This window comes from Mesorhizobium huakuii (genome assembly GCF_030160235.1).
Taxonomy (GTDB): Bacteria; Pseudomonadota; Alphaproteobacteria; order Rhizobiales; family Rhizobiaceae; genus Mesorhizobium; species Mesorhizobium huakuii.
Map to the genome: position 1 here is coordinate 102,619 of NZ_BSNY01000037.1, position 24,240 is coordinate 126,858.

Consider the following 24,240-nt stretch of genomic DNA (forward strand, 5'->3'; position numbering starts at 1 on the left):
AAGAAGCACGGCTGCCATGCCTGGCGGCGTCGCTCGCAAGACATTCGGCAAACGTTCGGTCATATTGGCATTGGTCGCCTTCACGGCGGGAGCAATCGCCATCGCCATCCTGGTGGCGATGCCGAGCGACGCTTCGCAACGCGTCCAGAACATCGCCACCGGGTACTTCATGGCGGTTTTTCTGCTGGCCGCCCCGCTGGCGCATATCACCGGCGCGGTTTTCGGCGTGATGGCGCTGGCGCGTTCGAACGACAATCGCGCCCTCGGCCTGCTGGGGATTATCCTCAATGGGCTGTCGGTGACGGCGGGGCTGGCCATCCTCGCGGCAATGGCCTCGACCATAGGCGCCTTTACCTGATCTCGCGCGCTCTCGCTTCCTGCACTGACTTCGCCAGCACGCACAGCAATTCGAACATCATCGTCGCCCCCGCCAGCGCCGTCATGCCGCCGAGATCGAACGGCGGCGCCACTTCCACGACATCGGCGCCGACAATGTCCAATCCGTCGAGCAGGCGGACCATTTCCTGCGCCTCGCGGGTGGTGAAGCCGCCGAGCTCGGGCGTGCCTGTTCCCGGCGCCATAGACGGGTCGATGCAGTCGATGTCGAAGGTCACATAGGTCGGGCCGGTCCCTGCGATGGCGCGCGCTTCCTCCATGACGCCGGCCGCGCCGCGGCGGACGAATTCCTCCATGTAGATGATGCGAATGCCCTGGGCGACCGCCCAGTCATGCTCGCCGGGCTCGTAGATCGAGCCGCGAATGCCGATCTGCACCACCCGTTTGGGATCGAGCAGTCCCTCTTCGATGGCGCGGCGGAAGGGCGTGCCATGCGTGTAGGGATTGTCGCCGAAATAACGGTCATTGGTGTCGGAATGCGCATCGAAATGGACCATGCCGACCGGACGATCCTTGGCGACGGCGCGCAGCACCGGCAAAGTCGTCAGATGGTCGCCGCCGGCGGCGAGCGGAATGGCGCCTGCCGCCACGATATCAGCGATGCCGTCCTCGATGCGCTTCAACCCGTCCATCAGGTTGATCGGATTGACCGAGAGATCGCCGACATCGGCGACATTGGCGATGCTGAACGGTTCGACGCCCGAAACATGGTGGGCGCGCCGCATCAGGCTCGATTGGTTGCGGATCTCGCGCGGGCCGTGCCGTGCGCCGGCGCGGTTGGTCGTGCCGCCGTCCCACGGTATGCCGACCAGCGCGATGTCGAGCCCCACAGCACTCGCCACCGCCGGCAGCCGCATGAAGGTCGAGAGCCCGGCAAAACGGGGAACGGCCGAGGCGTCGACCGGCTGGAAGAAATTGCTGCTCATAATGTCGGCACCTCAGGAGAATTCACGTTTGACGATTTCAACGATCCGCGTCTCGCAGTCGTCGAGCAGCCATCGGCCCTTTTGCGCCGACGAACCCTCGGTCAGCGACAGCACGCCAGACGGCGGCACTTCTTCGGCCGGCCTGGGATAACGGTCATAGGGCTTGAACTGCGCTGGACCGTCATGCAGCGCCTTGCCAAGGTCGACGAGTTCGGGGCGCAGCGCCAGCATCATCGAGGTCTCGATCACGCTGGCATGCTCGAGTTCGATGCCGGGGTAGCCGTCCGGGAACACTTTTGTCAGCGTCTCGGCGTGCACCATTTCCCAATGGTCGATGCGCAGGATCGTCAGGTCGGTCGCGCGCTCGCGGCCGATGGCGTCGAGCGCGAGTTCAATGCCCTCGATGGAGGGGCCGATATTCTCGTAGTGGCCGTTGAGGACGACGATGCGCCGGACCTTCTGGCGATAGAGATCGCAGATCACATCCTTGACGATGAGAGAGAACGTGTGCGCCGTGATGTTGATCGTGCCAGGGAAGGCCGGACCGCCGCCGGTCCTTGGCTGCGAGCGGTTGCCATAGGCGATGGTTGGCGCAACGAGGCCGCCAACCTGCCTGGCCACCGTCTCGGCGATGGCGGTCGGGATGACGACATCGACATTCATGGCCATGTGGTGGCCATGCTGTTCGGTTGAGCCGAGCGGCAGGAAAACCGGAGCGCCTGTGGAGATCCGCGTCTCGGCCTCCGGCCACGTCAGTTCAGCGAGGAAAACCCTGTCTTTCATCATCATCTCATCTCAAAGCATCGCCGCGCCGCCATTGGCGCCCAGGCATTGTCCCGTGAAGAAGGTGGCGCCCGGGCCGGCGAGGAAAACCACCGCCGAGGCGATCTCATCCGGCCGGCCGATCCGCCCCAACGGATGGGTGGTTTCCAGTGCGCGCTGGCTTTCGCTCAGGGCCTCGAAGCCGAGAAGCGGTGTGTCGGTAGGCCCCGGCGCCACGGCGTTGACCAGTATTCTGGGTGCAAGCTCGCGTGCCCAGGAGCGGGTCAGGCCGAGCAGGGCCGCCTTGGTCGCGCAATAGACCGAGGCGCCGGCCCGGCCGAGATAGGCGAGTTCCGAAGCGATGTTGATGATGCGGCCGCCGTCGGGAAGATGCGGCAGGACTTCGCGTGCGACGAGGATCGCGCCGCGCACGTTGACGGCGAACATGCGGTCGACATGGTCGAGCGAGATCGCATCAAGCGAGGCTTCCTGCAGGATGCCGGCATTGTTGACGAGAATGTCATAGCCGCCGATCCGCTCGGCGCCCTGCCTGACCGCCGCAATGATGTCGGCTTCGCTGGCGAGATCGCAGGCAAGGATCGGAATATCGCCTTCGGATGCCTTGAGATCGAGCCCGAGGACGGTCGCCCCGGCCTCCCGCAAGGCGAGCGCCGTCGCGCGGCCGATGCCGCTCGCCGCGCCGGTGACCAGCGCGCGTTTCCCGTGGAGCGGGACTACCAAGGCACTTCTCCCCTGTCGACGCCTAGCGACTGCCCGGTGATGTTGGCCGCGAGGCTGGATGCCAGGAACAGATAGGTGCCGGCCATGTCGGCCGGCTCCATCAGGCCGGGCAGGGCCTGCGCGCCGACGATGTCCTCGAGCAGCACCGACTCGTCGAGCCCGCCTTGCTCCGCCATACGGCCAAGCGAGCGCATCGACGCCTCGGTGCGAACCCATCCGGGGCAGACCGCATTGACGCGGATGCCTTTCGGCCCAAGCTCCCTGGCCCAGGTCTTGGTCAGGCCGATGATGGCGTGCTTGGAGGCGACATAGGCGCCGAAACGCGCTTCGGCGACACGGCCCCAGATCGACGCGGTGTTGATGATCGCCGCACCCGCCTGCATGCGCGGCAGAGCGCGTGCGGTGATCAGCGCCGTGCCGATGATGTTGATCTCGATGATGCGCCGGAACGCGGCTTCGGTCTCGTCGCCGCTGTCGGTGATCGGCGTCATCAGTTCAAGGCCGGCATTGTTGATGAGCACGTCCATGCGGGCAATTGGTTCGATCGCCATCGCGGCAGCAGCACGATCGGCGATGTCGGCTTGCGCGCTGGTAGCGCCGAGCTCCCGTGCGCGGTCGTGCACGGCCGCGTCATTGGCGATGAGATGCAGCCTGGCGCCGGCCTGCGCGAATCCCTTGGCGATGCCGAGCCCGATGCCGCGGCTGGCCCCGGTGATCACCACCGTCTTTCCGGAAAAGGAGAGGCTCATACGACCACTCCGGTTTCGTTGCGGATGAGGTGCAGGACCTTGTTGCGCAGTTCGAAGAATTTTTGAGTTTCGCGGATCTCCAGCGGCCGGTCCGCACCGAGCTCGGCCGCCACGTCGATGTCGGCGACGACGGAAGCCGGGCGGCGTGAGAACAGGATGATGCGGTCGGCAAGGAACACCGCCTCTTCCACGTCATGGGTGACGAAGATGACGGTCTTTTCCTCGCGGATCTGGATCTGCCGCAGTTCGACCTGCAGGCGTTCGCGTGTCAGCGCGTCGAGCGCGCCAAACGGTTCGTCCATCAACAGCACATCGGAACCAGCCGCCAGCGTGCGCGCAATGGCCACGCGCTGGCGCATGCCGCCCGAGATCCGGTTCGGATAGGAGCCGGCGAAGTCGGCGAGCCCGAACAGGTCGAGATAATGGCCGATACGCTCGGCCTTTTGCATCGCATCGAGGTCCTTCCTGTAACGCATGCCGAAGGCGATGTTCTTTTCCACCGTTAGCCAGGGAAAGGACGAATAGGACTGGAACACCATGCCGCGCCGGCGGTCCGGCCTGACGACCTTTTCCCCACCAAGCAGGATCGAGCCCGAGCTCGGCTCGTCAAGGCCGCCGACCATGCGCATCAGCGTGGTCTTGCCGCAGCCCGACGGTCCGAGGAAGACGACCAGTGAATTGCGCTCGAGGCCAAGGCTGGTCTTGCGCACCACATTGACGGGGCCGAAGGACTTCGCCGTATCAACGAATTGGACATATCCGGTCATTGTCATGCCCCTCACAGATACCGGAACAGCCGGCGATGAAGCAGGCGAAGCAGCTGATCAGTGACAAGGCCGATCAGGCCGATGACGACGACGCCGGCCATGACCTCGGGCGTCTTGACGAAGCGCCGCGCCGTCCAGATCACGTAGCCGATGCCGGAATCGGCGGCGACGATCTCGGCGATGATCAGATAGGTCCAGCACCAGCCGAGCGTGATGCGCAGATTGTCGAGCAGCGTCGGTCCCATCCAGTGCAGCGCGACATCGGTCATCACTTGCCTCGAATTGGCGCCTACCGTGCGGGCGACCTCGACGAACTCCTGCGGCACGCGCCGCATGTCGTCGGCCACCAGCAGCACGAGCTGGAAGAACGTGCCCAGCCAGAGCAGGAAGATCTTTGTTTCCTCTCCGACACCGAACCAGATGATGGACAGCGGCACGAGCGCCGGAACCGGCAAATAGCGGATGAAATCGATCATCGGTTCCAGGGCCGCGCCGACGATCCGGTAGCTGCTCATCATGATGCCGATCGGGATTGCCATGATGGCGGCGAGCAGGAAGGCGATCCAGACGCGGGCGGTCGAAACCGCGACGTGCCAGACAAGGTTCTGCTCGGTCAGCATGGTCCACAGGGCGACGACGACGCGGCTCGGCGAGGGCAGGAATTGCGGCGCGATGATGCCCGCGCGCGCCGCCAGCTCCCACAGCGCAATGACGAGCATTGCCGCCGCGACGCTGACGGCGAACTCCCCCAGCGGCGAGGCGCGGCCGCGGAAGACAAACAGGCTGCTGAACAAATCACTATCCCCGTCTGAGAGAGACATGGCTGCCGGCAGCCAGGCTGCCGGACCCGGTCGGCGTGACCGTTATTTCGCGGGAATCTTGTTGATCGCCGAATTGTCGATCTGGTCAGCCGCGACCAATTTGTTGTCGGCGGCGCCGTTCTCCAGGTTGAGGTCCATGACCGTGTCGAAGATGCCGTGCAACGTGCCTTTTTCGCCAGGCTTGCCCATGTAGGCCTGCGATTCGGCGAGCGTCGTGTAGGACAGGCTGGAGTTGACGATGTCGCTCACCTCTGCTGGTGTCAGGCCGAAATGCTTGGAGGCCATGTCTGCGAATTTTTGCGGCTCGGCCTTGATGAAATCGACCGCTTCATAGATGCAGCCGAGGAATTTGGCGTATTTGTCGGGGTTCGCCTTGAAGTCGTCATTGCGGGCTATGATCGCGTCGATGATGATGCCGCGATGGTCTTTGGACGAGATCAGCATGCGGGCGCCCGGACGGGTCGATGCTTTCAGCGCCTGCGACATGAACGGTTCGTAGGTTGCGATCGCGGCAATCGATGGATCGACGAAAACCGCGCCGGTATCGGCCGTGGCGATGTCCTTGATCTGCAGATCCTTCAGTGACAGGCCTGCCTGCTTGAGTTCCATCTGCAAGAGCAGGCGTGAGGGGATGTTCGGCTCGGCCGCAACCACCTTGCCCTTGAGATCGGCAACCGACTTGATGGTGTCGTCGGTGATGACGCCGTCGCCGCCGACGGATTCATCGATCGTGCCGATGATGATGCCGGGGGTCGACGCATCCCGCGGCCGGCCCTGATATTCGCCGACCGAGCGCATCTGCATCTCGATGTCACCGCGCGCCATTGCGGCCATGACATTGGTCAGGTCGTCCTCGAACTTGATGCTGACGTCGAGGCCCTTGGCGGTGAAGCAGCCGAGATCGCCGGCGATATGGACGGGTGCAAATCCCAGCCATGTCGGCGCAAGAATGCGGATCTGGTCGGCGCTCAGCGCCAGCTGTGAACTGGCGAGCACCAGGGCCGCGGACAGCGCGGTGGCGAGCAAGGACTTCATGATTGTTCCCCAATTTGTTTCGCACAGGCTCGCGATTTCAGACATTGATGTAAATGAGTTTATTTAGAACGATACATCGAATAATATCGATGTGAGGTGAGGGGTAGCGCCATGCGCCGGTTGGACAATATCGACATCCGCCTGCTGCGTGTTTTCGTGGCACTCGCCGATTCAGGCGGGTTCGCCGCCGCGCAGATCACGCTGAACCTCTCGCAGCCGACACTCAGCACGCATTTGGCGGAACTGGAGAAACGCATTGGCGCCCAGCTCTGCCATCGCGGGCGCAAGCAATTCCGCCTGACCGAGGTCGGCCAGGCGACCTACGATGCGGCGCAAAAACTGTTTCGCGACCTGGATGATTTCGGACACCGCATCAATGCCGCGAGTGGCAGCCTGTCGGGCCGCTTGCGGGTCGGTACGTCGGATGGGGTTTTCACCAGCAGCGAGCTGGGTATCCAGCACGCCCTCAGCCGTTTCATGGGGCCGGATTCGGATGTCTTCATCGATCTTTCGGTGGGCACGCCGTCCGAACTCGAGCAACAGGTCGCCGATGGCGGGCGCGATGTCGTCATCGGGCCGCTGTCGCAGAAGGCGCCCGGCGTCGTCTATCGCGACTATTGCGGCGAACCGCATCTTCTTTATTGCGGGCGAAGGCACCCGCTTTTCGCGGTGCCCGATGCAAGGATCGATCAGGGCGCCATCGACGCCGCGCGGTTCTCGGTGCGCAGCTATCGGCATTTCGACGACCTCTATCTGGTCGGTCACCCGAGGGCGAGCGCATCGGTCGTTCACATGGAGGCTCAGCTGATGCTGATCCTGTCGGGCAATTTCATCGGCTTCCTGCCATGCCACTTTGCCGATCCCTGGGTTGCGGCCGGAGACATGCGGGCGATCAGGCCAAGGTCGTACGCGTTCAGTTCGATCCATCGCGTCGCCTATCGCAAGACCGACGCCCAGCGCTCGCTCGTCCAGGCGTTTCTGGCGGCGCTGTTCGACGCAACGCCCGGCGTGGGATCGACACAGGGCCACGTTTAGGGCGCCCGGAGAACCTCGGCGAAGATCACGAGGGCCTTTGCAGGGTCTCCAGCGAGCGCGCCATGTTCAGCCTGGCCTGCGGCTCGAAACGCTGGCGAAATTCCTCGGTGTGGAAAATGCGCGGGCGGGCGATGAAGTCCTTCAGCACGGCACCCCGCCCGGCGCGCCACATCGGCTCCTCCACCCAGTCATATTCTTGGCGAACCGCGCGCTCGTAGGCGTCGAACGCATCCGGCGCGGCGCCCAGGATCGACAGATCCATGTCGAGGAAGAGGCTGGCGTCGCGAGTGGCCGTGTTATCGTCGAACCGAGGCAACTGGTGCGTAGCGGTGGCGAGGATCATCGCGCCGATGCGGTCCAGGCGCCCCGCGTCGGTGCGGCCCGCGAGCTTTTTCTCGGCAAGCGCGGCGCTTCTGGCCTCGTTGTCCTTGGCCTTGCTGTCATAGATGGCGTCGTGAAACCAGATCGCCGCTTCGACGGCCTCCGGATCTCCGAACAGCGCTCGATAGTCGGCGGCCAGCACCAGCATTGCTTCGATATGGGCGAGGTTGTGGTAGTGGCGGCCTTCGGCCCGGTAGAGCGCCGAGAGTTCCTGTTTCAGCGGTTCGTCGATCAAGGGCTGGTCTTTCATTTTCATCATCCGTCCAGTTAATCGATCTCAGCCCCTTCGAGCCAGTCGCTTCGAACCTTGCATGGGCCCGAGCTCTGGGGAATGTTGCCCTCCCAGGAATATCCAACCCAGGAGGCTGACATGACCAACACGAGCGGCAGCGAGAGGCCAGGGACGATCGACATGAAGCTGGAGGCCGTCATCATTGCCGTTGCGGATGCCGATCGATCCAAGGGTTTTTACAGCGGCCTGGGTTGGCGGCTCGACGCGGACTTCATCGTCGGCGATGCGTTTCGAGTCGTGCAGTTCACGCCGCCGGGTTCGCCGTGCTCGATCCATTTCGGCAAGGGGCTGACATCAGCCGCGCCAGGCTCGGCGAAGGGACTTTATCTCGTGGTGTCCGACATCGTGGCGGCACATGCCGAACTCGTGGCGCGCGGCGTAGAGGCGAGCGAGGTGTTCCACCGCGCGGGTCCAGGACAGCCGCCGGTCAGCGGCAGGCATCCGGAAGGGCGCAGCTATTCATCCTATGTCACGTTCAGCGATCCGGACGGCAACAGCTTCATACTGCAGGAAATCACCCAGCGACTGCCTGGACGTGTGGATGCCAGCGACACGATATTCACGTCGTCGGGCGAGCTTGCCGCGGCGCTGCGCCGCGCGGCGGCGGCACATGGCGAACATGAGAAACGGACCGGCGGACAATATGACGTGAACTGGCCCGACTGGTATGCCGAATACATGGTGGCCGAACAGGCCGGCACGCCGCTGCCGACTTGAACCGTGGGTAATCACGGCGCGGTGTCATCGGCGCCGCGCTGGCCTTGATCCGCCATCGGATCGTCCCGGCAACTGGGCGCGAAAGGTCGACTTCCGGCGGCTCGCCGATCAAGGGTTCGTTTTCCATGGCTGCTTGAATTCCTGCGAACCAAATCCATTTGACACAGCACTAAGGAAAATTGAGTTCAATCATGCTATGATCTGGCCTATATGTGCGGCCGGACAACAGGCAAGCCAGCAGGACGCAGGACGCGACGTCGATGAACAGCATCAGCATTTCCCGCCACAGTGCGTTGCAGCCGGTCGATCCGATCTGGCGTTCGATCCGCGACGAAGCGATGGACGCGGTGAATCGCGACCCCTTGCTCGCCGCCTTCCTCTATTCGACGATCCTCAACCAGGAGAGCCTGGAAGAGGCCGTCATCCACCGGATCGCCGAGCGGCTTGCCCATCAGGACATCGGCTCAGACCTCATCCGCCAGACCTTCAAGACCATGCTGGCTGACGACAAGGAATGGCCGACCACCGTGCGTGTCGACATCCAGGCCTACTACGACCGCGACCCGGCTTGCGACCGTTTCATCATGCCGGTGCTCTATTTCAAGGGCTTTCACGCCATCCAGACCCATAGGCTGGCGCATTGGCTGTGGAACCAGGGCCGCAAGGATTTCGCGCTCTATCTGCAGAGCCGCTCGTCCTCGGTCTTCCAGACCGACATCAACCCGGCCGCGCGCATCGGCAAGGGTATCTTCATCGATCATGCGACCGGCCTCGTTGTCGGCGAGACCGCGGTCATCGAGGACGATGTGTCGATCCTGCACGGCGTGACGCTGGGCGGCACCGGCAAGGCCGGCGGAGACCGCCATCCCAAGATTCGCCGTGGCGTGCTGATCGGTGCCGGCGCCAAGATTCTCGGCAATATCGAGATCGGCCATTGCTCCAAGGTCGCCGCCGGATCGGTGGTGCTGTCGCCCGTGCCGCACAACAAGACGGTTGCCGGTGTGCCGGCCCGCGTCGTCGGCGAGACCGGCTGCGACCAGCCTTCGCGCCAGATGGACCAGCTTCTGCCGTCGCAGTCGATGGATCAGGTGGTCAGCTTCGATATCTGATTTCCGCGCCGGCGCGCCGTCCGGCGCGATTGCGATTTTGTCCGGCGGCACTGCCGCTTCCGGTGCAATACCGCCGGCTTGCCTTTACATCGCCATTGTCGACGTGCCAGAAGCGCCCTTCAAACCAGCAAGCCCGATGATCGGAGAAGACTGTTGAAGCCGGACGAAATCAGAAAGCTGGACGCCTATTTCAAGCGCGTCTTCCAGAACCCCAAGCTTGAGGTCAAGGCACGGCCGCGCAAGGAAGATTCCGCCGAAGTCTATGTCGGCGACGAGTTCCTCGGCATCGTCTTCAAGGATGAGGACGACGGCGACTACAATTTCTCGATGGCGATCCTCGACATCGATCTGGGCTGAGCCCGCATCAAATGGCAGGCCGCGTCAGGCGCGGCCTGCCATTGTCTTCAATGTCCGCTCTTCAGCATTCGCCCGGCCTCTGCGGTCATCGCCGCGTCGAGTGCCTGCCAGTCGCCAAGGAATTCCTTGGGAAAACGGTAGGTGAGGCTGAGATCGTCGCCGACATGGATGTCTCGCTCGCAAGGCGCGAGCGATTGACCGGCACTCGGCCCGCTCAGGCAGCGGGCGACGAAGGGATCCTTTCCCCCGCGCTTGCCGACCACCAGCACCTCGTTGAGATAGCCTGATTTCTCATTGAAGCCGTAGACCGTCGTGCCGCCCGGTCCCGGAATGCCGGGCTGGACGATCAGCGCGCTGTAGATCGGCACGAACCGGCCGCTCATGTCGCGGGACATCATCTGCTGTTCGAAGGACAGGAAGATGATTTTCTTGTTGGCTTCCGAGTGATTGAAATCGTCACGAGCCGCCTCGCTATACCCGTCCATCTGGGGATAGCGCAGATAGAGGTCGAGACGTGAGGCAATGCCGTCGCGCCGGGCCTGGTCGAAACGGATGAAATTGGCCGGCACGGAAATCACATTGTTGCCGATCACCACCCGGCGCACCGTCGTGTCGTCGGTATATCCGGCCATGGCGATGCTATGGCCGAACCATTTGCCGCCAAGGCTGATCGCGACCGACAGCAAGGCAAGTGCGGCGAAGGCATAGAACACCCGCTTCATCAGCGTGGAATCGACCACGGTGAGTTCAGGGCCGTCGGCAATCGCTGCCTGCTTCATCTCGGTCCTCATCCCAACCGCCATTCCCGGTGTCCCTCGGCGGCACACATCGCGCGGCACGGCTCTTGCAGCCTTCCTGAAACGACTGTGCGATTTCATGGTAAATGGGAGGTTAAGATGGCTCAGATGGAACTCTTCCTGTTTGCTTTTGTCGTCGGGCTGACGGTGTGCGGGTTGACGGGTTCGACGATGGAGCTGGTGTCGGGCCGCAAGGTCGCCTTCGCCGAGCCCTATGTGTCGCCCGAGCACGTGCTGCGCTCGCTGGCGGCCACTGCTGGCGCAGGGCCGTTCATGCTGGTCAACGATGCCCTCGATGCCCGCCGCGAGAAGCGCATTTCGACGATCGCGCTCTTGTCATGCGGCTGCACGGCGATTGCCTGGTCCCTGGCGCTGGGCATCGTCGTGCTTGCCATTGCCTCTTGGACGATCCGTCTCCTAGGGTCCGGCATCTGAGACGATTCGGAGGCCGACAATGCCGCTTTATGCGATCGACGGAACGGAGCCCAGCTTCGCGGATGCTGACACAAACTGGATCGCGCCCGATGCGACGCTGATCGGCAACGTGCAGGTCGGCCGCAATGCCGGTTTCTGGTTCGGCGTCGTCATTCGCGGCGACAATGAGCCGATCACTATCGGCGCCGACACCAATGTGCAGGAACACACGCTCATGCACACCGATCCCGGCTTCCCGCTGACCATCGGCGAGGGCTGCACGATTGGCCACCGGGCCATGCTGCATGGCTGCACGATCGGCGACAACAGCCTGATCGGCATGGGCGCCATCGTGCTGAATGGCGCCAGGATCGGCAAGAATTCGCTGGTCGGCGCCGGCGCGCTGGTCACCGAAGGCAAGGAATTTCCGGACAATTCGCTGATCGTCGGCTCTCCGGCCAAGGCGATCAGGGTGCTGGACGACGCTGCCGTCGCCAGGCTGCGCGGCTCGGCAGCGCACTACGTCGCCAACGGCAAGCGCTTCAAGGCAGGGCTGAAGAAGGTCTGAGGCCAGTTTCGGCCGAGCCGGGCCATTATCTGTTGGAGCCGCGCTTGGCCATTGCATCACGCAGCAATGAAGCGCCCGCTTCAAAGCCGGCTTTGTCGGCTTCCTCGAAGGCTGTGGTATAGTCATCGATGCGGGTCGCGAGAGTCGGATCGGCGCCAGCCGCCAAAAGCAGGCGGATCGCCTCGGCGCTACGAATGGCCACTGAATAGTGAAGCGGCGTCCAGTCGTTCACGCCCCTCATGTTGGGATCGGCGCCAGCCTCGATCAACACCCGCACGATCTCCAGACGATCGGCCCGGTCGGTGGACAGCGCGGCAATGATTGCCGGAAACCCACCGTGATCCCCATAATTCGGATCCGAGCCTGCATCCAGCAACGTCGAGATGAAGCGGACCGGGCTCCAATAGATCGCGTATTCCAGAGGGTGCCCGAGGCCGAGTTCGAACGGCATACGTTCGTCGAACCAGCAGGGCGAACCGCCCAGGGCTTTGCCAAGGCCATCGAAGTCACCGGCCTTGAAGGCATCGTCGATCGCCTTGAACAGACGATGACGCTCGCATCGATCTTCCGGGATCTCCAACATCGCCGTGATCCAGAGGACGGAACCAACAGCCTATGATGCCTCGATCCGCCGTCCGTGCAAAGGAGGTGCTGGGTAGTCGGATGCGCCTACTCAACGCTGATTGGGTTTCGAGCTGCCGCCAGAAATGGCGGAGCCGGCCCGGGGACGGGGCCGGCTCCTTAGACCCGGTCGTTGGGGACGGGGAGGGTGGGGACTCGACCGGGTTTCTCGTTACGTCCTAGCGGACGCTGGCGACCGCGTCGGAGCGGCCGTCGTTTATCGTCACCCAAACGCCGGAGTTCTCCGTCGATTGACGCTTGAGATAGGTGTAGTCGGTGTCCGTCCAGGACAGGACTTTGGTTTCCAGATTGTCGAGGATGAACTCGCCGAGGCTGGTGCGCACGGTCAGTACGGCGTGGCCGTCGCCATTCGGCTGGCGCGCGACCGTCATCAAGAGATCGCCCGCCGGCACGCCCGCATCCATCAGTTCGCGGCGCTTCTCCAGCGCATAGTCCTCGCAATCGCCATAGCCATTGTCGGGATAGGCCCAGTATTCCTCGACACCGTAGTTTTCCATGTCGGTGCGCGGCTTGACGCGGGTGTTGACCGAATTGTTGATGCTGACGATCGTCGCCCAGAGCTTGCGGGTCAGGTCGACCGGCGCGCCCTTGGGCGTCTTCTCGTTGCATTCGCCAGGGATGCGCTGGCAGAATTCATAGTGGCCAACAGGCTGTGTGGTACGGCCGCCAGTGTGCATATAGGCCGGTCCCGCGGCATATGCTGATCCCCAAGCGGAAAGCTGCATCGCCATTGCCAACAGCAACAGCTTGCCCCTCGTTTTTTTCATTTTCTAGTCTCCCCGTTCGAAGGAGACATTGCCACGGCTGGATTTATTTGACGCAAAAGCGCGAAGCAGACTTTAAGTAAAACGCCAATAGAATAAACATAAAATTTGAATCATTTGAGTATTGAATTGTTTGGATTGGATGGGCTGGCATCGGGCGCGAGTCCTTGTGCCCGGCGTCCGAAGCGAACCCGGCCGCTTGCGAAGAGACAAATCGCTGTCGCCCGGAAACAAAAAACCGGCCACGCGGGGCCGGTTTGATTGCAGTGCCCGTTGTATCCGGTCAGGCGCGCGGCGTGTTGAATTCGGAATCGAGCGTCTCAGGGCGCTGGATGACAGCGAATTCGATGGCGACGCCATCCTCGAAATGACGAACGATCTGCCCGCGCATCGTGCCAAGCATGACCTGGACGCCGATCGCCGGCTTGACGTCGATCTCGATCGCGGCGCCGGACAGCGACAAGTCGATGATCCGGCACTGGTATTGGCGGCCATCGGTGAGCTGCAGCACGCTGGTCGGATTGCGCGGCGCGACGCGCTCGTGGCGGCGGTCTTCCGGCAGGTCGAGTTCGTGCTTGTTGGCAAGCCAGGTCAGCTGCGCCGCCAGCTTGTCCTTCTTGCGGTCGGAGGCAATCACCGTCATGGCGAAGCCATCCTGCAGCGTGCGCGTGACGACGCCTTCGATGCGGCCGATATGGTCGATATAGGCGATCACCTTTTCACCGGGCATGCCGATGCGATCGGTGCGGAACGCGACATTGCCAGGCGACATGTCGACAACCTGGCAAGGATGCTCGGTGCGGTCTTCCAGCATGAATCGCCCGTATATCTTGACCCGGACGCGCTGAAAGTTACGCCTCTCAGCTTGGGACGGCGCGTAGTCGACCGCCGCTGACCTCATGACTGCCTACACCCCGTTTGGCATTCCCGCGCGTCAATGCGAGGGACTTCATCACAGAAGTACAACAAAGCGGGTTAACAAAGGGGAAAAACGAGCCTGCGAGACTGTGCGATCATCAACTATTCGTCGCGCCCGCCGTCGAAGACGACGAGATGGCGAATGCGGCGTGCCCGGCCAAGCGCCGAGATCGTATCTGGCGCCTCGAGTTCGGTTGGAACAAGCGAGGGAACGTCGATCGCCGGACGGTTGTTGAGCAACTCCTTCTCCGGATCGACGACACGGATCGAATCGATCATTGCGTCCGTGATCGGGTCGGCACCCAGCCAGAACGGCTTCTCCGCGGCACTGATGACGCCAAGGCAGCGCGGGTTCTCGATGCCGCCGTCGAGCGGCAGGGCAAGCAATTCGAACTTGTTGGAGCGGCCATTGCGGCTGAAGCCCTCGAAATTGATCAGCACCACCGATTTCTGGTCGAAAACCCCGTGAATCAGCCGTGAAACCAGACGCTGATCCTTCTCGCGCCACAGCGACGGGAAGGAGAACCCCTTGAGTTCCCGGCCATAGCAGGCGCAGAGCCTGGTGCCGGCCAGGCGGAAGACGGGTTGGCCGCGCGTGTCTCGTTCCAGGATGAACGTGTCGGCCAAAAGTGACTTGATATCGGCCGGCTCGACTTCCGATCGCTTCGGAGCAGGGCGTCCGTCGCGCAGGCGGTTCCAATAATGGAACAGCGTGATCGATCCGTTTTGGTTCATGGTATGCTGCTCCGCGCATTCTGTCGTCTGATGTCCCATCGGTGAACAGAAGGGCGCCCTCCGATGACCTACATGCGTTGCGGAGCAGGAAGCGTGCCAGCGTCGTTAACACTTGTTCACGGGTCGGGGACGTTAAGGTTAACAACTGGTTTACGTTGCGCCCGAGAGGGCCCTGTGGCACACCAAAACCACTCCAGAAGCGGTCGTTTCGCGACGATCGGCAGCACTTCAGTCAAGAGTTTTAGGGGAGCAGGGGGCTCGACCGGCCGTTCAAGGGAAACCTTGGACGGCTTCTTTTTTGATTCGCACTGGGGCGATTCGCCGTTTGCGGTTCCAATGGCGGTGATCTAGATGCTCGCCAGATCGAACCAGCACCGAGTGCGATTGCAGATGAGCGAACAGCAAAATCCAACCGAAGCCGAACCGGCCGAAAGCATGCCGCCGCCTGCGCGCGAACCGGTGTTCAACCTGCCGCCGATCGTCCTGGCGGTGATCGGCATTTGCGCGGCCGTCTATCTGCTTCAGCAATATGTGCTGAACGACGCGCAGCAGATGACGCTGCTCTACGACGGAGCCTTCATTCCCGTCCTCTATACCGGGCAATACGGCTTCGACTGGTTCCTGTTCACTCGGCCCTTCACCTACGCCTTCATGCATGGGGGTTTTGCCCATATCGCCGTCAATATGGTCTGGCTCGCCGCGTTTGGTTCGCCGCTGGCCAATCGCCTCGGCGGGCTCGGGTTTGCTCTGTTCTTCGCCGTTACCGGACTGGCTGCCGTGGCACTGTTCTGGGCCATGCACCCCTATGGTGAAGCACCGCTGGTCGGCGCCTCCGGCGCCATATCGGGCATGATGGGTGCTGCGGCGCGTTTCGGTTTCCGCACCGACCGCTCTGCCGGCAAGGCGGCCTTCGCCGGCCCCGTGCTGCCGATCGCGCTTGTCTTGCGTTCGCGCGGTGTCGTGGTCTTCCTTGCCATGTGGATGATCATCAACCTCGCCACCGGCCTGCTCGGTTTCGCGCCTGGAGTAGATGGTCAGATCGCCTGGGAGGCTCATATTGGCGGCTTCGTTGCCGGCTTTTTCGGCCTGCGCTGGTTCGATCGGCGATGGCAGCCGCGCGAATGGGAGAGCGCCGACCCTCGCACTTGAAATGCAACTGATCACGGCGCACGATGTTCACTCTTACGTGAAAGCCGGTCTGGGCAGGGGACCGGCAGGCGAAGCAGAGGAGGACGCCATGACGGTTAAGGCAATTCTGGAAAAAAAGGGCCACGACGTGTTGACGCTCGGGCCGAACGAAAAGCTCAGTGAAGCCATCCGCATCCTGACCGAACACAAGATCGGCGCGCTGGTCATCACCAATGGCGATCGCAAGATTGTCGGCATCCTGTCGGAGCGCGACATCGTGCGGGTTGTCGCCAAGGAAGGTGCCGCCGCGCTCGATATCGCCGTGCGTTCGGCAATGACGCCGAAGGTGAAGATCTGCAATGAGAACCACACCGTCAACGAGGTGATGGAGATCATGACCAGGGGCCGCTTCCGCCATCTGCCGGTGGAAAAGGACGGCCTGCTCGATGGCATCGTCTCCATCGGCGACGTGGTCAAGCGCCGCATCGAGGATGTCGAGCGCGAGGCGGATGAGATCAGGGCCTACATCGCCACGGCCTGAGCGGCGAAAGGACCGCCGGCCGGAAACCCGACCGGCGGAACTGTAGTCTATCGGTTGTCGAGTTCGGAGCGAACGAGCTCGAGCCCGCGCCTTGTGATGCGGTAGGGACCGCCACCCGACGACGAAACCGCCTTCTTGCGTTTCAGCTTTCGAAACAGGTCGAGATCGACGCCCGGATAGTGCCAGCCATCGCGGGTCAGGCATTTGACGGAGGCGATCCGTTTCTTCTGGTTCTTTTCGATTTCAATGCGTCCGCCCTGCGCAAGCAGGTGCAGGATGCGCTGTTCAGTGCGCGAAATATCCATATGGAGAGTTTCCGGGAAAACAAAAAATACCGCCGCCGCGTTTCGCGGCACGGGGTTTCAGGTTTTCTGCCCTGCCTCGCTACGAGGTCAGGGCCTTACCGGGACTGAGCGTAAGTGAACATCCACTCTCCATTGGGATGGGCGTCCTATAGGCGAAAGCGGCCGAAAAGGCCAGCCCGCGGCTTTGCGCTTGTCTCTTCTGGCGGTTTGCACTAGCGAATAACTTTCGCTTCAGACGTGAAAGTCACGTTCAAACGTGAGTTCACTCATCGTAATTTGCAGGCCGCCATGACACTCATCGATACCCGCACGCCCGACGCAAAACGCCTGATCCCCGGCGCCACCGGCGACTGGGAAATCATTATCGGGCTCGAAGTCCACGCGCAGGTCATCTCGGAGGCAAAGCTGTTTTCCGGTGCCTCGACCGCTTTCGGCGCGGCCCCCAATGCCAATGTCAGCCTGGTCGACGCGGCAATGCCCGGCATGCTGCCTGTCATCAACGAGGAATGCGTCAAGCAGGCGATCCGCACCGGCCTAGGCCTGAAGGCGCAGATCAATCACAAATCCGTCTTTGACCGGAAGAACTACTTTTATCCCGATCTGCCGCAGGGCTACCAGATCTCGCAGTTCAAGCAGCCGATCGTCGGCGAGGGCACGGTGATCGTGTCTGTCGGCCCCGACCGCCAGGGCGAATTCGAGGACATCGAGGTCGGCATCGAGCGGCTGCATCTGGAGCAGGATGCCGGCAAGTCGATGCACGACCAGCATCCGACCATGTCCTATGTCGACCTCAACCGCTCCGGCGTGGCGCTGATGGAGATTGTCTCCAAGCCGGACCTGCGTTCCGGCGACGAGGCAAAGGCCTATGTCACCAAGCTGCGCACCATAATGCGCTATCTCGGCACCTGCGACGGCAACATGGATGAAGGCTCGCTGCGCGCCGACGTCAACGTGTCGGTACGCCGACCCGGTGGCGAGTTCGGCACCCGCTGCGAGATCAAGAACATGAACTCGATCCGCTTCATCGGCCAGGCCATCGACTACGAGGCGCGCCGCCAGATCGCCATTCTCGAGGACGGCGGCAAGATCGACCAGGAAACGCGGCTGTACGATGCCGTCAAGGGCGAGACGCGCTCGATGCGCTCGAAGGAAGAAGCGCACGATTACCGCTATTTCCCCGATCCCGATCTGCTGCCGCTGGAATTCGACCAGGCCTATGTCGATGCTTTGGCCAAAGGGCTGCCGGAACTGCCCGACGACAAGAAGGCGCGGCTCATCTCCTCGCTGGGTCTGTCGACCTACGATGCTTCGATCCTGGTGTCGGAAAAGTCGGTCGCCGATTATTTCGAGAACGTGGCCGCCGGCCGCGACGGCAAGCTCGCTGCCAACTGGGTCATCAACGATCTGCTCGGCCAGTTGAACAAGGTGGGCAAGGACATTGAAAATGCGCCGGTTTCGCCCGACCAACTCGGCGCGATCATCGACCTGATCAAGGATGGCACCATCTCAGGCAAAATCGCCAAGGACCTGTTCGAGATCGTCTGGAACGAAGGCGGCGATCCGCGTGCGCTGGTCGAAAGCCGTGGCATGAAGCAGGTCACCGACACCGGCGCCATCGAGAAGGCGGTCGACGAGGTGATCGCGGCCAACCCGGACAAGGTGGAACAGGCGCGCGCCAAGCCGACCATGGCCGGCTGGTTCGTCGGCCAGGTGATGAAGGCGACCGGCGGCAAGGCCAATCCGCAAGCGGTCAACGACCTCGTCAAGGCCAAGCTCGGCATAGAGTAAGGCCATGTTCGTCCGCACCGCAGGCGAACGTGACCTTGATGCAATTCGGGCAGTGCTGGTCGAAACCTGGCATGCGACCTATGACGCCATGTACGGCGCCGCCAAGGTCACCGAGATAACCGACGAATGGCATTCGATCGCCTCGCTGAAGGCGCGGCTGATCAAGCCGAACAGCGACTTCCTTGTTGCCGACGACGGCAAGCGCATTGGCGGCGTGGCCTTTGCCGAAAGCGTCGACGGCGGCAAGACGGTTGTCCTGAGGCAGCTTTACGTGCTGCCCAGCCTGCAGGGACGGGGCATCGGCGGCATGCTTCTCGATGAGGTCATCGAAAGTTTTCCGGAAGCCCACGCCATCCGTCTGGAAGTTGAGGCGCGGAACACCCGCGCCATCGCCTTCTACGAAGCGAACGGCTTCGTTCGATCCGGCGATGCCGGCAAGCACGCGGGTGCCTCCGGCGAGCCGACATTGGTCTACCGCCGGCCTCTAGCCGACCTCTCTTGATCACCTTCGCGCGAGCGGCGCGGCATACGCCTGTTTTCGTTTGACGGCTTGGGGCCCCCACACCAAAGCTGCTGATGCTGACCGCGCGGAAGCCGGAATGGACCGGCACGCTGGGTAGCGCTGGGGGGAACCATGCCAAGCTTGCCTGAACTGATGCCGACACAGGTGTCGGACGAAACCTTTGGCGGCGTCACCTATCACATAGCGGGCGAGCTGGTGCCCGTGCTTTCGGTCGATGTGACGCGGATGCCTGTCTATTTCGAGCACCACATCCTGTTGTGGAAGAACTCGACCATCACCATCGGCCTGAAATCGCTGAAAGGTGCGCTGAAGCGCATGATGGCCGGCATGCAGATCTTCGTCACCGAGGCGTCGGGAGCGGGCATCATCGCCTTCAGCCGTGATGGGCCCGGCCACATCGTGCCGATCCATCTCAGGCGTGGCGAGGAGATTCAGGTGCGCGAACACCAGTTTCTCGCCGCCACCGGCAATGTCGACTACACATTCGAGCGTGTGCGCGGCCTGGCGACGATGCTGTTCGGCCAGAGCGGCTTCTTCATCGACCGATTTCGTGGCGATAGCGGCGACGGCATCGTCTGGCTGCACGGCTACGGCAATGTCTTCGAAAAGACGCTTGCTGCCGGCGAGACCATCGACATCGAGCCGGGCGGCTGGCTGTTCAAGGATGCCTCCGTCAGGATGGAAACCAAGATCGACCGCCTGTCGAGCGGCTTCTTCGGCGCCAATATGAATTTCATCGTCAATCGCTTCACCGGCCCGGGCCGGGTCGGCATCCAGTCGATGTATCTGCACATGCCGACGGAGGAGTAGGCCCGAGGAGGATATGGATCAGCGCTGGCGAACCGCCGCAGTCGTATCAGCCGGTGCGGCATAACCGACGGTACTTCGCAGCGGCGGCGAAGTACCTATCGGGTCCATTCGGGCATGCGTCATTGTCGCATTTGCTGCGCCGGCTCACGACGGATATTCAGGGACATGACTAAGCTGTCGCGCATTGCAGCCCTGGCGCTGCTCGCCATCATCGTTCTTGCAACCCTGTCGCCGATCCAGGTGCGGCCGCACATAGCCGATGCGAATGTTGAGCGCGCCTTGGCTTATCTGTTGCTTGGCCTCGCCGTGGCACTCGGCTTCCCAAATCGTGTGTATCAAGCCGTGATCTTCGTGGTTGCTACCGCAGGCATACTGGAATTGCTTCAGATCATAGATCCCAGCCGTCACGCACGTCTCATCGATGCCCTTGTGAAGGCCTTTGCCGGAGTGGCTGGGATCGTGGCGGGACAACTGCTCGTCAGGACCGGCGGACGAAAGAGCGAGAGCTAGGTGCGGCGGCAAACCGCCGTATTGTCACCTAGACGGTGGGAACCTCCACATTGTCGATCAACCGCGTCTTGCCAAGCCAGGCCGCCGCAAGCAGGCGCCCCGCGCGGTCGCGGCGCCAGGGGGCTAGCGTCAGGCTTTCGCGGGCCTCGACATAGTCGATTTTCTGGAAGCCGGCGGCGATGAGCGCGCGGTCGGCCTCACCGGTCGCGTCGTCCTGGTGCGCGCCCGCGGTCAGTGCCGCTGCCGCCTTGCGCAGGATCACGTTGAGCTGGCGGGCGACAGCGAGTTCGGCCTCGCCGAGATAGGCGTTGCGCGACGACATGGCCAGGCCATGCGCGTCGCGTATGGTCGGGGCGCCGATGATCTCGACAGGCAGGTCAAGGTCGCGGCAGAGCTGCCTGACGACGCAAAGCTGCTGGTAATCCTTCTCGCCAAAGACCGCACAGTCAGGCGTCGCCTGCAGAAAAAGTTTGGCAACCACGGTGGCAACGCCCTCGAAGAAGGTGGGGCGGAAGTCCGATTCGAGCCCGGCGGACGGACCGCCGACCGAGATCCTGGTGGCGAAGCCGGCGGGATACATCGCGTCGGCCGTCGGCGTGAAGGCAAGATCGGCTTTGACCGTCGCCAGCAGGTCCAGGTCGCGGGCGAGCTGGCGCGGGTACTTGTCGAGATCCTCGCTCGGCGCGAACTGCGTCGGGTTGACGAAGATCGACACCACGCACCGCTCGGCTTTTTCCCTGGCGATCCTGATCAGGGAGAGATGCCCCTCATGCAGCGCGCCCATGGTTGGCACCATGGCGACGCGCAGGCCATCGCGCCGCCAGCCACTGACCTGCGCGCGAAGTGCGGCGACGCTGTCGACGACGTCAGGCCGGCTCATGGTTCATCCCCATCATTTGAGTCCGAAGAGGCTTTTGAACCCGAAAAGACATGGTTTGGGCCAGGGAAAGTCCGCTCTCGCACCTCCGCCGCATAGCGCTCGGCGGCATGCGCGACCACACGGCGCAGATCGGCATATTCCTTGACGAATTTCGGCACGCGGTCGACGGTCAGCCCGACCATGTCGTCGATGACCAGGATCTGGCCATCGCAGTCGCCGCTGGCGCCGATGCCGATGGTTGGAATGGCGATGCGGCGTGTGATGTCGGCGGCGACCGCCTCGATGGTGCCTTCGATCACCACGGAGAACGCGCCGGCCTTTTCGACGGCACGTGCGTCGGCCATCAACGCCGCGACAGTCTCGTCCGTGCGGCCCTTGATCTTGTAGCCGCCATCCTTCTCCACCGATTGCGGCAGCAGGCCGATATGACCCATGACCGGAATGCCGGCGGCCACGATTGCCGCGATCTGCCCGGCCATGTCGACGCCGCCCTCAAGCTTCACCGCCTGGCAGCCGGTCTCGTCAACGATGCGCCGCGCAGAGGCCACGGCCAGCGCCGCCGAATCCTCGTAGCTGCCGGCCGGCATGTCGACAACCACGCAGGCCCTGGCCGAGCCGCGCATCACGGCTTGCCCATGCGCGATCATCATATCGAGCGAGGCGCCGAGCGTCGTCTCGTGGCCATGCAGGACCATGGCCACGCTGTCGCCGACCAGAAGCAGGTCGACATGCGGGTCGAGCAGGCGGGCGACGGGATAGGTGTAGGCGGTCAGGCAGACCAACGGGATGCCGCCCTTGCGGCGGCGAATCAGCTCGGGGCCGATGCGAATGTCGGTGGTCGGCAGTTTCGTGGCCAATCGTCACCTCCTTCGGCCCATGGCCGGATCGGATATCCGCATGGGCGCGCTGAGCTTTAGAAAGAGCCGAAAGGCTTGGCAAGCGTGCATCCTGCCGCCCCTCGGGATCACAGGCTTGTGTCGGCACCCCGGCGCGCCATTTGCGCGCTCCCCGCGGCAAAACCCTTGCCTTCCCGCAGGCCTGACGCCATAAGCAGGAAACAGGCGCCGCCAGCGCAAAGGGTTCTGAGATGAAGACGTTCCTGACGCAGTTTTTCACTTGGTGGAACAGCCAGACGCTGGGAACACGCCTGCACACCTGGCGGTATGGCAAGAGGGTCGGCCAGGACGAGGTCGGCAATGTTTATTACGAAGGTGGCATCGATTCGGAAGGCCGCACGCGCCGCTGGGTCATCTACCGCAACTATTCGGAAGCCTCGGCCATTCCGCCCGGCTGGCACGGCTGGATCCACCACCGCGTCGACCTCGCGCCGCCGAGCGACGATTACAAGCCGCGCGACTGGCAGAAGCCGCACCAGCCCAATCTGACCGGCACGCCGGCGGCCTACCGCCCGAAGGGCTCGGTGCTGACCAATCAGCATCGCCCGCAGGTCACGGGTGACTACGACGCCTGGACGCCCGGTTCGTAACGGCCCCGGCTTGCAACGGCGCCCCGACTTGTCACAGCACGAAGTGCGGGCCGGTCCTTTATCGCCACAATTGGTGTTTAGCTGCTTGCTGATCAGAAAACGGCGACTAGCCTTGGCGATCGACGGAATCACCCGGGCGCGAACCACCGGTACCCCTATATGAGCTTTTTCAATCGGATATCGACGGGCGGTCTGACGCTAGCCGCCGGCCTCGCCGTCAGCACCGCGGCCTTTGCAGCGTCGCCCACGCCGGCCGCCCCCGCCGCTCCGGCACCGGCCGCGCCCGCGGGATCGGATCGCATCACCAACCCGGTTGCCGAGTTCGCCGGTATCGACAAGATCACCGGCCGCATCATCACCTTCGATGTTTACATCGACGAGACGGTGCAGTTCGGCGCTTTGCAGGTGACGCCGCGTGTCTGCTATTCCCGGCCGCAGAACGAGGAGCCGAAGACCGATTCCTTCGTCGAGGTCGACGAGATCACGCTCGACCGCAAGATCCGCCGCATCTTCACCGGCTGGATGTTCGCCGAAAGCCCGGGCCTCAACGCCGTCGAGCATGCCGTCTATGACGTCTGGCTGAAGGAATGCAAACAGAAGTCGGATGTGCCGGCGCCCGACGCAACCAAAGCCGATGCCACCAAGGCCAACGCTTCGAAGCCGGCCGCGACCAAACCTGCCGCCGCCCAGCCTGCGGCCAGCCCGGATGCACAACAGTCCGATCCCACGGAACCGGATACGTCAGGCACCAACTGATCCCTGGGAACCGTCGTCGCCACCATGCGTTGGACCTCCGACGACCGCGCATCGATGCGCCCGGAGGATATTTCGATGTCGGACAGCAAGCGAATCACCGCCAGCAAGAAAGAACTGCTGGAACTGGAAAAAGGGTTCTGGACGGGCGATGCGGCCTACTACGCGGCCAATGCCGACACGGAATGCCTGGTGGCCTTTCCGCAAATGGCAAAGGCGATGGACAATGCCGATTTGGCCAAGACCGCGACCAAGCCCAATCGCTGGCGCGATCTCAATATCGAGCTCAAGGGCATAATCGAGCCTGGCAGCGACATCATCATGCTGACCTACGAGGCGCATGCGACACGCGAGAACGGCGAACCCTACGCTGCGCTGGTCAGCACCGGCTATGTCCATCGCGTCAATGGCTGGAAGATGATGTTCCATTCGCAGACGCCGCTGGAGGCTGCAGCGAAGGGCTGATCCTCTGGGTGGTCCGATGGATAGTTCACTCGGTGATGTGTATTCCATGCTCGAAGAGAGCAGCCATTATGTCTTAGATCTCGGCTGAACTGAATTCGCGCCTGGGAAGCAATTGGTTGAGCTGA

General features: G+C 62.7%; 32 protein-coding genes. 16 read left to right on the plus strand and 16 right to left on the minus strand.

All coding sequences use genetic code 11. The features are described from left to right. Positions 1 to 16: 16 nt before the first annotated feature. Entirely contained in the window at positions 17 to 358 is a 342-nt protein-coding gene (locus QQK95_RS20050) for a hypothetical protein (RefSeq protein WP_284275864.1), read from the plus strand. On the opposite strand, the gene speB is transcribed toward QQK95_RS20050, so the two are convergent. The 7 genes from speB to QQK95_RS20085 all read right to left on the minus strand — a co-directional run bounded on the left by speB (position 351) and on the right by QQK95_RS20085 (position 6,197). Then, positions 351 to 1,322 carry an agmatinase gene (speB, locus tag QQK95_RS20055; RefSeq protein WP_284275866.1) on the minus strand — a complete coding sequence of 324 codons (972 nt, stop codon included), beginning with the start codon at positions 1,320 to 1,322 and terminating at the stop codon, positions 351 to 353. The two genes, QQK95_RS20050 and speB, sit on opposite strands and share 8 nt — an antisense overlap. Before the next feature lie 12 nt (positions 1,323 to 1,334). Next, positions 1,335 to 2,105: a creatininase gene (locus QQK95_RS20060; RefSeq protein ID WP_284275868.1), complete on the minus strand. Its 771-nt coding sequence runs from the start codon at positions 2,103 to 2,105 to the stop codon at positions 1,335 to 1,337. Positions 2,106 to 2,117: 12 nt separating this feature from the next. Then, positions 2,118 to 2,825, minus strand: a complete 708-nt coding sequence (locus tag QQK95_RS20065) for an SDR family NAD(P)-dependent oxidoreductase (RefSeq protein WP_284275870.1) — start codon at positions 2,823 to 2,825, stop codon at positions 2,118 to 2,120. Continuing rightward, complete coding sequence (locus tag QQK95_RS20070) at positions 2,819 to 3,574, minus strand: SDR family NAD(P)-dependent oxidoreductase (RefSeq protein WP_284275872.1); 756 nt, start codon at positions 3,572 to 3,574, stop codon at positions 2,819 to 2,821. Before QQK95_RS20070 ends, QQK95_RS20065 begins: the two co-directional genes overlap by 7 nt. Next, the gene (locus tag QQK95_RS20075) at positions 3,571 to 4,341 is read right to left on the minus strand and encodes an ABC transporter ATP-binding protein (protein ID WP_284275874.1); all 771 of its coding nucleotides are present in this window, start codon (positions 4,339 to 4,341) and stop codon (positions 3,571 to 3,573) included. Before QQK95_RS20075 ends, QQK95_RS20070 begins: the two co-directional genes overlap by 4 nt. Before the next feature lie 11 nt (positions 4,342 to 4,352). Further along, positions 4,353 to 5,135 (minus strand): ABC transporter permease, encoded by a 783-nt coding sequence (locus QQK95_RS20080; RefSeq protein ID WP_284275876.1) that lies wholly within the window; start codon positions 5,133 to 5,135, stop codon positions 4,353 to 4,355. Between the two features lie 69 nt (positions 5,136 to 5,204). Continuing rightward, on the minus strand, positions 5,205 to 6,197 hold the full coding sequence (locus QQK95_RS20085) for an ABC transporter substrate-binding protein (protein WP_284275878.1): 993 nt from the start codon (positions 6,195 to 6,197) through the stop codon (positions 5,205 to 5,207). 111 nt (positions 6,198 to 6,308) lie between these two features. On the opposite strand from QQK95_RS20085, the gene QQK95_RS20090 reads away from it, so the two are divergent. Further along, positions 6,309 to 7,232 (plus strand): LysR family transcriptional regulator, encoded by a 924-nt coding sequence (locus QQK95_RS20090; RefSeq protein ID WP_284275880.1) that lies wholly within the window; start codon positions 6,309 to 6,311, stop codon positions 7,230 to 7,232. Between the two features lie 25 nt (positions 7,233 to 7,257). Here the strand turns inward: QQK95_RS20090 and QQK95_RS20095 are convergent, their stop codons facing one another. Then, positions 7,258 to 7,863, minus strand: coding sequence for an HD domain-containing protein (locus tag QQK95_RS20095; RefSeq protein ID WP_284275882.1), 606 nt, complete (start codon positions 7,861 to 7,863; stop codon positions 7,258 to 7,260). Between the two features lie 120 nt (positions 7,864 to 7,983). Between QQK95_RS20095 and QQK95_RS20100 the strand changes: the two genes are divergently transcribed. From QQK95_RS20100 to QQK95_RS20110, 3 genes are all read left to right on the plus strand, one after another. Continuing rightward, on the plus strand, positions 7,984 to 8,622 hold the full coding sequence (locus QQK95_RS20100) for a VOC family protein (RefSeq protein ID WP_284275884.1): 639 nt from the start codon (positions 7,984 to 7,986) through the stop codon (positions 8,620 to 8,622). Between the two features lie 260 nt (positions 8,623 to 8,882). Beyond that, positions 8,883 to 9,731 (plus strand): serine O-acetyltransferase, encoded by an 849-nt coding sequence (gene cysE / locus QQK95_RS20105; RefSeq protein ID WP_027046788.1) that lies wholly within the window; start codon positions 8,883 to 8,885, stop codon positions 9,729 to 9,731. Between the two features lie 153 nt (positions 9,732 to 9,884). Beyond that, positions 9,885 to 10,088, plus strand: coding sequence for a DUF3126 family protein (locus QQK95_RS20110; protein WP_019857879.1), 204 nt, complete (start codon positions 9,885 to 9,887; stop codon positions 10,086 to 10,088). Positions 10,089 to 10,135: 47 nt separating this feature from the next. Here QQK95_RS20110 and QQK95_RS20115 read toward each other — a convergent pair whose 3' ends face one another. Beyond that, entirely contained in the window at positions 10,136 to 10,867 is a 732-nt protein-coding gene (locus tag QQK95_RS20115; protein ID WP_284275895.1) for a hypothetical protein, read from the minus strand. A gap of 117 nt (positions 10,868 to 10,984) precedes the next feature. Here QQK95_RS20115 and QQK95_RS20120 point away from each other — a divergent pair, with 117 nt between their 5' ends. Both QQK95_RS20120 and QQK95_RS20125 read left to right on the plus strand, forming a co-directional pair. Beyond that, the gene (locus QQK95_RS20120; protein ID WP_284275897.1) at positions 10,985 to 11,320 is read left to right on the plus strand and encodes a DUF6949 family protein; all 336 of its coding nucleotides are present in this window, start codon (positions 10,985 to 10,987) and stop codon (positions 11,318 to 11,320) included. A 19-nt stretch (positions 11,321 to 11,339) separates the two neighbouring features. Then, complete coding sequence (locus QQK95_RS20125) at positions 11,340 to 11,867, plus strand: gamma carbonic anhydrase family protein (protein WP_284275899.1); 528 nt, start codon at positions 11,340 to 11,342, stop codon at positions 11,865 to 11,867. Between the two features lie 25 nt (positions 11,868 to 11,892). On the opposite strand, the gene QQK95_RS20130 is transcribed toward QQK95_RS20125, so the two are convergent. From QQK95_RS20130 to QQK95_RS20145, 4 genes are all read right to left on the minus strand, one after another. After that, entirely contained in the window at positions 11,893 to 12,450 is a 558-nt protein-coding gene (locus QQK95_RS20130) for an ankyrin repeat domain-containing protein (protein ID WP_284275901.1), read from the minus strand. 217 nt (positions 12,451 to 12,667) lie between these two features. Further along, positions 12,668 to 13,276 (minus strand): transglutaminase-like cysteine peptidase, encoded by a 609-nt coding sequence (locus QQK95_RS20135; protein WP_284275903.1) that lies wholly within the window; start codon positions 13,274 to 13,276, stop codon positions 12,668 to 12,670. A 280-nt stretch (positions 13,277 to 13,556) separates the two neighbouring features. Continuing rightward, entirely contained in the window at positions 13,557 to 14,174 is a 618-nt protein-coding gene (locus tag QQK95_RS20140; RefSeq protein WP_010909193.1) for a PilZ domain-containing protein, read from the minus strand. 119 nt (positions 14,175 to 14,293) lie between these two features. Continuing rightward, the gene (locus QQK95_RS20145) at positions 14,294 to 14,926 is read right to left on the minus strand and encodes a PAS domain-containing protein (RefSeq protein WP_284275905.1); all 633 of its coding nucleotides are present in this window, start codon (positions 14,924 to 14,926) and stop codon (positions 14,294 to 14,296) included. A 390-nt stretch (positions 14,927 to 15,316) separates the two neighbouring features. Here QQK95_RS20145 and QQK95_RS20150 point away from each other — a divergent pair, with 390 nt between their 5' ends. Together QQK95_RS20150 and QQK95_RS20155 are read left to right on the plus strand one after the other, a co-directional pair. Further along, on the plus strand, positions 15,317 to 16,075 hold the full coding sequence (locus QQK95_RS20150) for a rhomboid family intramembrane serine protease (RefSeq protein ID WP_284275907.1): 759 nt from the start codon (positions 15,317 to 15,319) through the stop codon (positions 16,073 to 16,075). A gap of 88 nt (positions 16,076 to 16,163) precedes the next feature. Further along, positions 16,164 to 16,595, plus strand: a complete 432-nt coding sequence (locus tag QQK95_RS20155; RefSeq protein ID WP_284275909.1) for a CBS domain-containing protein — start codon at positions 16,164 to 16,166, stop codon at positions 16,593 to 16,595. A gap of 47 nt (positions 16,596 to 16,642) precedes the next feature. On the opposite strand, the gene QQK95_RS20160 is transcribed toward QQK95_RS20155, so the two are convergent. Beyond that, a complete protein-coding gene (locus QQK95_RS20160; RefSeq protein ID WP_013895772.1) occupies positions 16,643 to 16,900 on the minus strand; it encodes a YjhX family toxin in 258 nt (85 codons plus the stop codon). Between the two features lie 288 nt (positions 16,901 to 17,188). Here QQK95_RS20160 and gatB point away from each other — a divergent pair, with 288 nt between their 5' ends. The 4 genes from gatB to QQK95_RS20180 all read left to right on the plus strand — a co-directional run bounded on the left by gatB (position 17,189) and on the right by QQK95_RS20180 (position 20,531). Beyond that, positions 17,189 to 18,688: an Asp-tRNA(Asn)/Glu-tRNA(Gln) amidotransferase subunit GatB gene (gene gatB / locus QQK95_RS20165; protein WP_284275913.1), complete on the plus strand. Its 1,500-nt coding sequence runs from the start codon at positions 17,189 to 17,191 to the stop codon at positions 18,686 to 18,688. A 4-nt stretch (positions 18,689 to 18,692) separates the two neighbouring features. Then, positions 18,693 to 19,190 (plus strand): GNAT family N-acetyltransferase, encoded by a 498-nt coding sequence (locus QQK95_RS20170; protein WP_284275915.1) that lies wholly within the window; start codon positions 18,693 to 18,695, stop codon positions 19,188 to 19,190. A 132-nt stretch (positions 19,191 to 19,322) separates the two neighbouring features. Next, positions 19,323 to 20,021 carry an AIM24 family protein gene (locus tag QQK95_RS20175; RefSeq protein ID WP_258583990.1) on the plus strand — a complete coding sequence of 233 codons (699 nt, stop codon included), beginning with the start codon at positions 19,323 to 19,325 and terminating at the stop codon, positions 20,019 to 20,021. Between the two features lie 165 nt (positions 20,022 to 20,186). After that, positions 20,187 to 20,531, plus strand: coding sequence for a hypothetical protein (locus tag QQK95_RS20180; RefSeq protein ID WP_284275921.1), 345 nt, complete (start codon positions 20,187 to 20,189; stop codon positions 20,529 to 20,531). A 28-nt stretch (positions 20,532 to 20,559) separates the two neighbouring features. On the opposite strand, the gene panC is transcribed toward QQK95_RS20180, so the two are convergent. Both panC and panB read right to left on the minus strand, forming a co-directional pair. After that, entirely contained in the window at positions 20,560 to 21,411 is an 852-nt protein-coding gene (gene panC, locus QQK95_RS20185; protein WP_284275923.1) for a pantoate--beta-alanine ligase, read from the minus strand. Beyond that, a complete protein-coding gene (panB, locus tag QQK95_RS20190) occupies positions 21,408 to 22,268 on the minus strand; it encodes a 3-methyl-2-oxobutanoate hydroxymethyltransferase (protein ID WP_284275925.1) in 861 nt (286 codons plus the stop codon). Before panB ends, panC begins: the two co-directional genes overlap by 4 nt. 230 nt (positions 22,269 to 22,498) lie before the next feature. Between panB and QQK95_RS20195 the strand changes: the two genes are divergently transcribed. The 3 genes from QQK95_RS20195 to QQK95_RS20205 all read left to right on the plus strand — a co-directional run bounded on the left by QQK95_RS20195 (position 22,499) and on the right by QQK95_RS20205 (position 24,115). Continuing rightward, on the plus strand, positions 22,499 to 22,897 hold the full coding sequence (locus tag QQK95_RS20195) for an NADH:ubiquinone oxidoreductase subunit NDUFA12 (RefSeq protein WP_202354570.1): 399 nt from the start codon (positions 22,499 to 22,501) through the stop codon (positions 22,895 to 22,897). Positions 22,898 to 23,056: 159 nt separating this feature from the next. Beyond that, positions 23,057 to 23,653, plus strand: coding sequence for a DUF2155 domain-containing protein (locus QQK95_RS20200; protein ID WP_284275928.1), 597 nt, complete (start codon positions 23,057 to 23,059; stop codon positions 23,651 to 23,653). Positions 23,654 to 23,728: 75 nt separating this feature from the next. Further along, positions 23,729 to 24,115 carry a hypothetical protein gene (locus QQK95_RS20205; RefSeq protein ID WP_284275931.1) on the plus strand — a complete coding sequence of 129 codons (387 nt, stop codon included), beginning with the start codon at positions 23,729 to 23,731 and terminating at the stop codon, positions 24,113 to 24,115. The last annotated feature ends 125 nt before the right edge of the window (positions 24,116 to 24,240 follow it).